The sequence below is a fragment of the Streptomyces phyllanthi genome, from assembly GCF_009377205.1.
GTDB lineage: Bacteria > Actinomycetota > Actinomycetes > Streptomycetales > Streptomycetaceae > Streptomyces > Streptomyces phyllanthi.
The window spans coordinates 1-9,751 of sequence record NZ_VJZE01000357.1; the positions used below are offsets into that span (position 1 = coordinate 1).

General features: G+C 68.7%; 9 protein-coding genes and 6 pseudogenes. 10 read left to right on the plus strand and 5 right to left on the minus strand.

Annotated elements, in window-relative coordinates; all coding sequences use genetic code 11:
* Positions 1-402 precede the first annotated feature (402 nt).
* The gene (locus tag FNH04_RS33990) at positions 403-1,644 is read left to right on the plus strand and encodes an amidohydrolase family protein (protein WP_228031775.1); all 1,242 of its coding nucleotides are present in this window, start codon (positions 403-405) and stop codon (positions 1,642-1,644) included.
* 30 nt (positions 1,645-1,674) lie between these two features.
* Positions 1,675-2,025 (plus strand): annotated as a pseudogene (locus FNH04_RS33995) ((2Fe-2S)-binding protein); the annotation flags it as partial.
* A 3-nt stretch (positions 2,026-2,028) separates the two neighbouring features.
* Here FNH04_RS33995 and FNH04_RS34000 read toward each other — a convergent pair.
* From FNH04_RS34000 to FNH04_RS34005, 3 genes and pseudogenes are all read right to left on the minus strand, one after another.
* Positions 2,029-2,264, minus strand: a pseudogene (locus FNH04_RS34000) (beta-L-arabinofuranosidase domain-containing protein); the annotation flags it as partial.
* 208 nt (positions 2,265-2,472) lie between these two features.
* Positions 2,473-2,634 carry a hypothetical protein gene (locus FNH04_RS46820; RefSeq protein WP_194236904.1) on the minus strand — a complete coding sequence of 54 codons (162 nt, stop codon included), beginning with the start codon at positions 2,632-2,634 and terminating at the stop codon, positions 2,473-2,475.
* A gap of 161 nt (positions 2,635-2,795) precedes the next feature.
* Positions 2,796-3,674, minus strand: a complete 879-nt coding sequence (locus FNH04_RS34005; RefSeq protein ID WP_322724646.1) for a helix-turn-helix transcriptional regulator — start codon at positions 3,672-3,674, stop codon at positions 2,796-2,798.
* Positions 3,675-3,777: 103 nt separating this feature from the next.
* On the opposite strand from FNH04_RS34005, the gene FNH04_RS34010 reads away from it, so the two are divergent.
* From FNH04_RS34010 to FNH04_RS34020, 3 genes and pseudogenes are all read left to right on the plus strand, one after another.
* The gene (locus FNH04_RS34010; protein WP_152789703.1) at positions 3,778-4,473 is read left to right on the plus strand and encodes an SDR family NAD(P)-dependent oxidoreductase; all 696 of its coding nucleotides are present in this window, start codon (positions 3,778-3,780) and stop codon (positions 4,471-4,473) included.
* Positions 4,474-4,587: 114 nt separating this feature from the next.
* A pseudogene (locus FNH04_RS34015) lies at positions 4,588-4,716 on the plus strand (FAD-dependent monooxygenase); the annotation flags it as partial.
* 81 nt (positions 4,717-4,797) lie between these two features.
* The gene (locus FNH04_RS34020) at positions 4,798-5,244 is read left to right on the plus strand and encodes an acyl-CoA thioesterase (RefSeq protein WP_152789704.1); all 447 of its coding nucleotides are present in this window, start codon (positions 4,798-4,800) and stop codon (positions 5,242-5,244) included.
* Between the two features lie 77 nt (positions 5,245-5,321).
* Here the strand turns inward: FNH04_RS34020 and FNH04_RS48755 are convergent, their stop codons facing one another.
* Positions 5,322-5,453, minus strand: coding sequence for a hypothetical protein (locus FNH04_RS48755; RefSeq protein ID WP_265580994.1), 132 nt, complete (start codon positions 5,451-5,453; stop codon positions 5,322-5,324).
* A 269-nt stretch (positions 5,454-5,722) separates the two neighbouring features.
* Here FNH04_RS48755 and FNH04_RS34025 point away from each other — a divergent pair.
* From FNH04_RS34025 to FNH04_RS34035, 3 genes and pseudogenes are all read left to right on the plus strand, one after another.
* A pseudogene (locus FNH04_RS34025) lies at positions 5,723-5,842 on the plus strand (IS5/IS1182 family transposase); the annotation flags it as partial.
* Between the two features lie 135 nt (positions 5,843-5,977).
* A complete protein-coding gene (locus FNH04_RS34030) occupies positions 5,978-6,700 on the plus strand; it encodes a helix-turn-helix transcriptional regulator (RefSeq protein ID WP_152789705.1) in 723 nt (240 codons plus the stop codon).
* A 58-nt stretch (positions 6,701-6,758) separates the two neighbouring features.
* Entirely contained in the window at positions 6,759-7,418 is a 660-nt protein-coding gene (locus tag FNH04_RS34035) for a dihydrofolate reductase family protein (RefSeq protein WP_322724647.1), read from the plus strand.
* A 181-nt stretch (positions 7,419-7,599) separates the two neighbouring features.
* On the opposite strand, the pseudogene FNH04_RS34040 reads toward FNH04_RS34035, so the two are convergent.
* Positions 7,600-7,980: pseudogene (locus FNH04_RS34040) on the minus strand (transposase); the annotation flags it as partial.
* Between the two features lie 929 nt (positions 7,981-8,909).
* Here FNH04_RS34040 and panD point away from each other — a divergent pair.
* Both panD and FNH04_RS34050 read left to right on the plus strand, forming a co-directional pair.
* Positions 8,910-9,329, plus strand: a complete 420-nt coding sequence (panD, locus tag FNH04_RS34045) for an aspartate 1-decarboxylase (RefSeq protein ID WP_152789706.1) — start codon at positions 8,910-8,912, stop codon at positions 9,327-9,329.
* Positions 9,330-9,345: 16 nt separating this feature from the next.
* Positions 9,346-9,625: pseudogene (locus FNH04_RS34050) on the plus strand (GNAT family N-acetyltransferase).
* The last annotated feature ends 126 nt before the right edge of the window (positions 9,626-9,751 follow it).

Below are 9,751 nucleotides of genomic sequence, written 5' to 3' on the forward strand. Positions count from 1 at the left end.
CAGCGAAGCCAACCGTTTCCATGGGCGGGCCGACGAGTAGGGCCCGCCGTGGGCCGATCGAGGTGATTGACGCCCCGCGTGAGCTCGATCTGCTCTCCCCTGGGACTCGGTCCCAGAGCCCTTGATAACCGCCGGACCGCATCCGACCGGCTCACACACCGATTGCTGCCCCTTCATCTGTCGCCGGACCTCCTGACGTGCTCACCGGCGTCGCCCCTGCCTCTTGTCCATGTCGGCCCTTCTGAGACAACGGAGATGACCATGAATCTGCCCCGCCGAAACCTGATGACCGGCGCCGCCGCCGCGGCCGCAGTCGCCCTGACCGCGTCACCGGCGACTGCGGTGCCCGGCGGAAGCCGACGCACCGGGTCAGCGAGCCTGGCGAGAGAGACGGGCGCAGGCATGCCGAAGCGCATCCTGATCCGCAACGGTCACGTCATCGACACCGAACCCCAGCCGGTCGCCCACCCCGGGACCGACGTCCTGATCGAGAGGGGCCGGATCCTCGCTGTCGGGCGCAACCTCCGCTCCAACGGCGCCATGGTCATCGACGCCACCGACCACATCGTGCTCCCGGGCTTCGTGGACACTCACCGGCACATGTGGCACTCGGCGCTGCGCAGCGCGGCCGTGGACGTCGACCTCGACGCCTACTTCCGCCTTCTGGGGCAGGTAGGCCCGAAGTTCCGGCCGCAGGACGTGCACACCGCGACCCTGGCCGGCGCGCTGGAGTGCCTCGACTCCGGCATCACCACTCAGCTGGACTTCGCACACATCGCGTACTCGCCCGAGCTCGCGGAGGCCGCCGTCGACGCCTTGAAGGCGGTGGGGCTGCGCGCGGTCTTCGGCTACGGCACCCCGGTCAACGTCACCGGGGGAGGGAAACTCGCCGACGTCCGCCGGATCCGCGAGCGACTGGCCGACGACAACGCGCTCGTCACCATGGCGTACGCGCCGCTCGGCCCCTTGTCCACCCCGATGGAGACGGTGTCGAAGGACTGGCGCATAGCCGACGAGCTGGACCTGCCGCTGACGATCCACCTCGCCAGCACCCCCGTCAACGAACGGCCCATCTTCGCCCTGCGCGACGCCGGACTGCTCCGCAAGAAGACTCTCTACGTTCACGGCAATGGGATCGGCGACGATGAGCTGAAGCTGATCGCCGACTCGGGTGCCACCGCCTCGGCCACGCCCGGCGACGAGGCCGGCCGCCTGCGGCGCGCTGGTATCACCACAGGCATCGGCGTCGACACCGTCGCCTTCGCCCCCGGTGACATGTTCTCCACGATGCGGGCAGCACACCTCGCCGGCCAGATCGCGGAGGACCCCCGGATGACCGCCAAGGACGTCCTGCGGATGGCCACCCTGGACGGCGCCGCCGCGATGGGACTCGCCGACCGCACCGGCTCCCTGCGCCCTGGCAAGCAGGCCGACATCATCATGCTCCGCCTGGACGACCTCAACATGCTCACCGCCGAGCGTGACCCCATCGGTGCAGTGGTCACGGCGGCGCAGCCGCACAACGTGGACACGGTCCTCGTAGCAGGGAGGGTCGTGAAGTTCGCGGGTCGGCTGGTCCACGCCGATCTTCGCCGTACCGCCCGGAGCCTGCGCGCCACCGCGGTCGCGATCAGCGCTCGCTGACCGGGACCCACCGTCTCCCGCCCCCGGCCGCAGGAAGGCTGCAACGTCGGCGCCTGTGGGGCCTGTACCGTCCTGGTCGACGGACGTCGGGTCAACTCCTGTCTGACGCTGGCGGTGCGGCTGGAGGGCGCCGAGGTCACCATGACCGAGGGCCTGGAGAAGGGCGACCGGCTCCACCCGCTGCAGCAGGCGTTCATCGACCAGGACGCCTACCAGTGCGGCTACTGCACCTCCGGCCAGATCGTGTCCGGTGCTGCGTGCATCCAGGAAGGCCCCACCGGCTCCGCGGACGAGATCCGGGAGTGGATGAGTGGCAACCTCTGCCGCTGCGGCTGCTACGTGAAGGTCGTGCGCGCGGTCGAGCAGGCCGCCCGCGGGAAAACCGTCCACCTGCTTGCCGGGCCCGAAAACGGACTCGATGTGGTCCGCGAGCCTGCCCGCCACGTCCAGCAGCTCGCGGCTTCCAGTAGCCCGGTGATGGGCACCGCGGCCTGCATCAGGCAGCCCGCGCAGTACAGTTCGTGTCCCCAGCCGAGTTCGGTCCACAGCTCGCCGCCGCCGAGCTGGTAGTACGTCTGCACGTAGCCGTTTTCCCTCTGCGCGGCCGCGATGAGCCGGACAGGCCTCGGGGATGTTGCTGATGTTGTCCTTCAGCGAGGGCATCCAGCGCATCAGGTGTGTCAGGTCCTTCCGCGCGATCCGGACCTCCTCGCCACGACGCAGTTGCGTGCTGCGGGAGTTGGCCAGAGGGAAACGGCAGGCCGTCACGATCGTGTACGGCAGCTCCAGTAGCTCCAGGTCCCGGCCGATCTCGGCAGCGGTGGCCGTTCACTCCCCGCATCCGGTCTCGCGCCACAGCGCGAGACCGTCGCCGTTTCCGCTGCCGCAGCGCGCGTTCCCGCTGTACGCCCCGCCATGCAGGCCGCACCGTGAGTGGCCCTTGCCGCGCGGCAGGACGGTCCAGGGGGCGAACCCGGCGATCCGCCGCACGGACATGTCATGGCGTCGGCTCAGCGCGGCAGGCGGCTGTGCGAACCCTGGCGCCGCCGCCTCACCGGCGGAAGCCGTCCTTGACCGGCGTGAACCTGGCGTGGAGCGGGTCCTGTGTGGCCTGACCTCCGGCGGCTGGAGGGGTCCGGCCGGCCTGACTGTTACGGCGTGGAGAACAGATTGGGCCCCGAAGGTGAGGTGCCGTCGGCGCGGAGGCCGTTCGCGACCCGCAGGAATTCCAGCTTTTCCGCATCGGCGGAACCCGCGGCCACCGTGTAGACCACGAGGCGGATGTCGCAGCCTGGGACGGTGAGCACGTCGCAGTCGCAGATCACCTCACCCACCTGGGGGTGAACGACGGTCTTGCGGGCCGAGGCGTGCGGTCCGACCGTGCCCTCGTCCCACAGTCGGGTGAACTCCGCACTGGTGGAGCGCAGTTCCTCGACAAGGTCGATGAATGCACGGTCGCGCGGGTAGTTGACGAGAGCCGTGCGCAGGTCGGAGACGAGGGCGGGCTTCAGGGCGTTGTCGTCCTGGAGTACGGGCCAGGCGGCGAGCCTGCCGTGCCCTGCGGCGAAGACAGCCCGCACCAGGTTCCGCTCGACGTGTGTCCGCGTGCCGGGGTCCCCCATCAGTACCGCCCATGCGGGAGTCCAGGACAGCAAGGTCCAGTCGGCACTGAACACGCCCGTGGGGAATTCCCCGAGGCGAGCCACCATCCGTTGGACCCCGGCCGGCACATGCGTGGAGATCGTGCCTTCCTGTGGCGGGAGGAGGCCGGCCAGGCGGTAGGCGTGATCGCGTTCCATGGGTTGCAGCTGTAGTGCCCTGGCCAGGCTCGCGACGACCTGCGCCGAAGGGCTTTTGGCGCGCCCCTGCTCCAGCCGCACCACATAGTCGACCGACAGCCCCGCGAGCTCGGCCAGTTCCTCGCGTCGCAACCCCACCGCACGTCGTCCGGGTCGTGAAGTCCGCCCGACGTCGAGGGGCGAAAGCCGGTCGCGCCAGCGGTGCAATGCCTTGCCAAGGGTTTCGTCCACTCGACCATTGTGTCCGCCGGAGAGCCGTTGTGCCTGGTACTGGCAGTCCTACCGTCGCGGAGGGCACTGGTTGTCCTGTCGGCACGGGCCGAGAGTGGGCCGCATGACGACAACATTCATCACTGGTGCCAACAAGTCCCTCGGGTACGAGACCGCCCGCCGATTGATCGAGGCCGGCCACACGGTCCTCCTCGGTGCGCGTGATCCGGAGCGCGGCCGGGCGGCCGCCGACGCACTCGGTGCCCGTTTCGTCCAGATCGATGTGACGGACGACGCGTCGGTCGCTGCGGCCGCCGCCGACATCGCCGCTCGCGAGGGTGGCATCGACGTTCTGATCAACAACGCGGGTGTCTTCGGGCCGCACATCCCCGCCGAGCAGCTCACGGCCGCCGACGCGAGCGCGGTGTTCGAGGTCAACGTCGTGGGGATCGTCCGGGTGACGCACGCGTTCCTGCCTCTGCTGCGCAAGTCCGAGCACCCGGTCATCGTCAATGTGTCCAGCGGCATGGGGTCGTTCGCGCTGACGCACGACACCGGGCGCATCGAGGGCCGGAATCTCGCGCCTCTCTACACGGCGTCGAAGGCTGCCGTGACCATGCTCACCACGCAGTACGCGAAGTCCTGGCCGGACGTGAAGGTGAACGCGGCCGACCCGGGCTACACGGCGACCGACTTCAACGGGCACAGCGGCCCGCAGACGGTGACCGAGGGGACCGACGCGATCGTCGCACTCGCCACCATCGGGGCGGACGGCCCGACCGGGACCTTCAGTGACCGCCACGGTGAGCTGGCCTGGTAATCCACCCCTGGACCCGGAGGATGCCCGGCAGGGACCAGGCCGTCACTGGAACATCGTTTCAGGTCTGACCTGCCGGGTGTCCTCCCAGCGGTCCTCGCTGAGGAAGGAAGAACCATGGTCATGCCGGTGACGATCACCGGCACAGGGCTCGGAGGACTGACGCTCGCCCGCGTCCTCCACGTCCACGGCATCCCGGCGACGATCTACGCAGCTGAGACGTCGCCGACTGCTCGCGCCCAGGGGCCTTTGTGGTAGGGGCCACCGCCGCCCGGCGTCGCGGAGCAATGGCTCAGGACGCTACTCGAACGATCCAGGAAGCTTGCCATGACCACTGAAGCCCCAGCCTCCGCCCCCACCCCGCCCTACGGCCAACTGATCCCCGTCAGCGTCCACTTCGACGAACTCGACGCGCTCGGCATGCTGCACAACGCGCGCTACCCCCTGTTGGTCGAGCGCGCGTGGCTCCAACTGTGGCAGGAACGCGGCGACTGGCAGACGTCCGGCGACGCCGGCGCTGTGGTCAAGGAGCTGCGCATCACCTACGAGGAGCCGGTCCATCGCCCCGGCCCGTACGCCGTCCACCTCTGGCTCGAGCGGCTCGGAACCACCAGCCTGATGTACGGCTTCCGCCTCTGCGCGGCGGACGGCGGCGTCACCTACGCACACGGCACCCGTGCCGTGATACGCCTCGACCCCGGAACACTGCGCCCCGCGTCCTGGAGCGATCAGTTCAGGGCCGTGGGCCACTCGCTGCTGCGCCCGTCGGAGTGACCTTCGGGCAGGGAAGCGGTCGTCCTCACCGGCCGACGCGCACTGGACGCTGGACGCCGACCCGGCCGCAGCAGGAATCAGAGTTCCAGTACGCCTAGCAGCAGCGGCTGGAAACGCCCACAGAACTGCTCGGCGTGCTCGCGCAGCACGGCAGTCACCTCCGGCCGGTGCTGCGCCAGCCCGGCGAAGCCGGTGGGACGGCGAACCACGGCGGGTCCGCCGACAGCCACATTGCACGGCGCGCTGTGGCCCCGAGGCATGTGGTGGCGCCCCCTGCGAAGCACTTGCGCCCGGAGTCTCTGCAGGCCAGGACACCATGTAACAGGACCCCACGAAACTCGCCGCGGGCTCGACGGTGCTGAACGCCTTGACGGAGTAAGCCGCCGTACGCGGAGGGGGAAGCGCGCGGAGACCTTGTCCGAGGCGCCTCCGCTTTCCGACGCGTGATCTCCTCGCGGCGGCAAGGCCAAGCTGCGCCGAACAGGCCATGGCCACCCTCAGGTCCTGGCGGCTCCTGCGCAAGCTGCGCTGCTCCACCACCGGCATCACCAGTCTCGTCCAGGCCATCCTCACCCTGCACCTGAGCTGCTCAAACTGAAGTTGGCAAAGGGCTCGACTCCATTACACTCAGGCATTCGGAAAATATGGATTTATCTCCTCAGGGGTGGTCCTGCCGTGGGCGCCGCGGGAGGAGCGTCGTGGCGGTACTTGAAGATCAAGGAGGTCGTGGCTTTTGCGGTTCGAGCATCGCGACACCGAGATTGACGTGAGCATCGTCGACCGTGTGTGGCGCACCCGCAGCGACGCGGAGGACTCGATGACGTCCGCAGCGCGCACCTGCTTCCACCTGATCCTCTCGCGGGCGCAGGGACGCCTGCTCGCCGGCCTGCGCGGGCCGGAGACGAGGGCGACTACCGCACCGGTCCCGCCGGACACCGAGTTCCTCGGGGTCCGGTTCGCACTCGGCACGGTTTTTCGGCCGCATCCTGCAGCCTCGATCATCGACGGGTACATGCCGTTCCCAGTGACGGACTCGGGCAGGATCGTCATCGGCGGCGAGGACTGGGAGGCGCCGACGTACCAGAATGTCGAGCATTTCGTCCGGCGACTACAGGACGCGGGCCTGCTGGTGGGATCGCGCTTCGGGGATGAGGAGTACGCCGCCGAGCATTCCGGGGCCAGCCCGACCGAACGTACCCTTCAGCGTCGCTACCGTGCGATCACTGGACTGTCGCGAACCGCCGTAACGCAGATTGACCGCGCGAACGCCGCAGCCACGATGCTGCGCGAGGGCAACGACTGGCGCACGGTTGTCGAGGCGCTCGGGTTCTTTGACCAAGCCCACCTTGCACATGCGCTACGTCGCTACGTCGGGCGCACCGCGCGCGAGCTGCGGGCGGGCGACCATGCCGCGATGTCGTTTCTGTACAAGACCCACGCGGGGCTCGGCAGCTAGCTTGCGCCTGCCGGCCACCCCTGGTCGGCTGTCCGCGACTCAAGTCCCGAGGAAAACTGTGCTACTCAGCGTCAACACCTTCGTCAGTCTCGACGGCGTCATGCAAGGGCCCGGAGCACCCGACGAGGACCGCTCCGGCGGCTTCGACCGCGGTGGGTGGCTCGTCCCGCACGCCTCGGCGCACACCAACGAGGTCGTCGAGGGCTGGTTCCGTGAGGCCAACGCGTTTCTCTTCGGCCGCACGAGCTTCGGCCTGCTTGGCGGGTACTGGCCGAAGGTCACCGAACCTGACAACCTCATCGCCACCCAGCTCAACACGCTGCCGAAGTATGTCGTCAGCTCGACACTGACCGATGAGGAGGCCGACTGGAGCCCGACGGCGGTCCTACGCGGTGACCTGGTCGACGAGGTGCGCCGCCTCAAGGAGCTCCCCGGTACGGAGCTCCAGGTTCACGGAAGCTGGAAGCTCGTGCAGACGCTGCACCAGGCAGGACTCGTCGACGTCTACCGGTTGCTCCAGTTCCCTGTCGTCGTCGGGACGGGGAAGCGCCTGTTCCCGGACGGATCGACGCCCGCGACGTTCACAACCGTCGAAGAGAGCACCCGCGTTTTGCCCGACGGCGTCGTCTCGCTGACCCTCACCCCAGCGAGCCTTGGCGCGATCTCCGCGGGCGCGTACACCGTGGACGAGGGGCGCTCGGCGACAGTCCTCGACTGAGGCGATGAAGGCGCGGGGCCCCGCTCCCCACGGACGGTTCCGGTGTTCGGACGGACACTCGGAACACGACCGCCGGATCGGCAGCCGCTGGCGCCGACTCTCGGCCACCCGCTTCACCAACGTCGTCCGAGCCCTCCTCATCTGCATCTGACGCGCTCAAACCGAGGTTGGAACAGGCTCACTGCCGGCCCACGTGCGCAGTCGCCGTGCCGTCCTTGCGGTCCCCGGAATCGTCGATCACGATCACCCCGCCGTCGTGCGGAGCCGTCGCCGGCTCCTCGCGCAACAGCTCAAGCCGCCGGTCGTTGACCAGCTCGGCCTCCCAGGGCGACTCGGGCAAGAAGAACTGCAGCCGCTGCACCCCCGGCATTCCCGCACCGGTCACCGGCTCCGCGCCTGCCAGGCAGGTGATCGTCTTGTTCCGCTCCCGCGGCCCCAGCAGCCCGGTCAGGTATTCGCGAAAACCCCGCCGCTGGGCCAGGCTGAAGAAGAGGTCGTCGAACCGGGCCGTGTAGTCCTCCAACGGACCCGGCGCAGGCGGACACGGACGGCGCGAGGTCATCTTCAGCCCCCAGCAAGGCAGTTGACTCCTACCACCGGCCTACGACCAACCCAACCTGCCGTCAACCCACGCCACCACCGGATTCAACGAACCACCGGTAATGTCGTGGCTGGAGCAGAGCAGCGGCGCCGAACAGTTCGTCCACGCCGTGGGTCTGATGGAGAGCGACACCCTCAAGGCCGCCTACGACGGGGTCGTCCAACAGCTCGGTAGAGACTGGCACGACGATGCTTACTACGTGACTGCGGCGAGATGGCCGGCCTCTCCTCTGACGAGGCGAGCTGGTCCGCCACCTGCCTGGAGGCCCTCCAGGTGTTCGACCGGGACGGGACGCGCCTGCGCGTCGAGCCTGTCCTCCACGCGGCGCTGGGCGTACGCGACGCTCTGACCAGCCGGGTGGGGCTGGGGCTGCGCCTGGCCCCACTTACGCTTGCGCGAACGTATGCTGGTGTGCTGATCTCGTCCGGGATGATGCCAACGGTTACTTGGAGGGTCGTGTGATGCGGCTCGTTCCCCCGGGCGTCTGTCCCGGCAGCCAACCAACTCCCAGCGGGCTCGACCGTCGACTGGCCCGCGTCCAAAGAGACTGCATACGGCGAGCAGGACGATGCGAATACTCGACGAGCTGGCACGTGGATGTACCTCGCGCGCTTGCGTGCAGAGAGGCTTCTCATGCACCTGCTGGGCCGTCAGGTAAGTCAGCATCTGATCAGCATGAGTCCCCGAGCATTCCGAGACGGGTGTGCGAACAGGCGCCGGGGCGATGGCGTCACAACAGTCTGGTTGATGCGGAAGCCCAGGCAGGGAGCCTTCTCGTCAGAGTGGAGCGATGTTTCTCACAATCATCGAGTCCTAGCGTGCCGTTGTAGAGTGAAGAACGCCTTTGACCTGCAGAAAGCAGGCAGGGAGCCGTCTTCGAGGAGCTCAAAATGCTGCGCACCATGTTCAAGTCCAAGATCCACCGCGCCACCGTCACCCAGGCCGACCTGCACTACGTGGGGTCCGTGACGATCGACGCGAACCTGCTCGACGCGGCCGATCTCCTCCCGGGTGAGCTCGTCCACATCGTCGACATCACCAACGGCGCCCGCCTGGAGACATACGTCATCGAGGGCGAGCGCGGTTCCGGGGTCATCGGGATCAACGGGGCCGCGGCCCATCTCGTCCACCCCGGAGACCTGGTGATCATCATCAGCTATGCCCAGGTCTCCGACGCCGAGGCGCGGGCCCTCAAGCCGCGGGTCGTGCACGTCGACCGTGACAACCGCATCGTGTCCCTGGGCGCGGACCCGTCCGAACCGGTGCCGGGCTCGGACCAGCAGCGCAGCCCCCAGGCCGTCTCGGTCTGACCCCTACGACCTCAGCCTGGCCGGGGGCGAAGTGGTCGGCCACATCCAGTACTTCCTCCTCACTTCCCCTCGGTCCGCTCGTCCCCGTGCATACCGTTGTCCAGCCCGCGCATGAGGGAAAGGGCGTCGCGGGCTCGCCGGCACGGGAGTTGTACGGCATGGCCGCGCGCGAGGGTATCGAGGTCGCCCCGCTCTGCCCGTACGTCGTGAAGTGGGCCGCGCGCCATCCGGAGGGCGCCCCGGCGGCGGACCAGGAACTGCTGGAGGCCGCGAAGGAGCGGCTCGCCGCGGGGTGACTGGCGGCGCACCGGCCGGGTACCCGTGCGGCGAGTCCAGAGCCGACGCATCGACTGGCTGGAGGACACCATGACGCACCCGTACCCCGACCCGGTGAAACCGGGACCGACCCCCGGCCCGGGCCC

Coding starts and splice junctions, on each gene's coding strand:
- FNH04_RS33990 (WP_228031775.1), top strand. CDS start 403: ATGCCGAAGCGCATCCTGATCCGCAACGGTCACGTCATCGACACCGAA.
- FNH04_RS34010 (WP_152789703.1), top strand. CDS start 3,778: ATGACGACAACATTCATCACTGGTGCCAACAAGTCCCTCGGGTACGAG.
- FNH04_RS34020 (WP_152789704.1), top strand. CDS start 4,798: ATGACCACTGAAGCCCCAGCCTCCGCCCCCACCCCGCCCTACGGCCAA.
- panD (WP_152789706.1), top strand. CDS start 8,910: ATGCTGCGCACCATGTTCAAGTCCAAGATCCACCGCGCCACCGTCACC.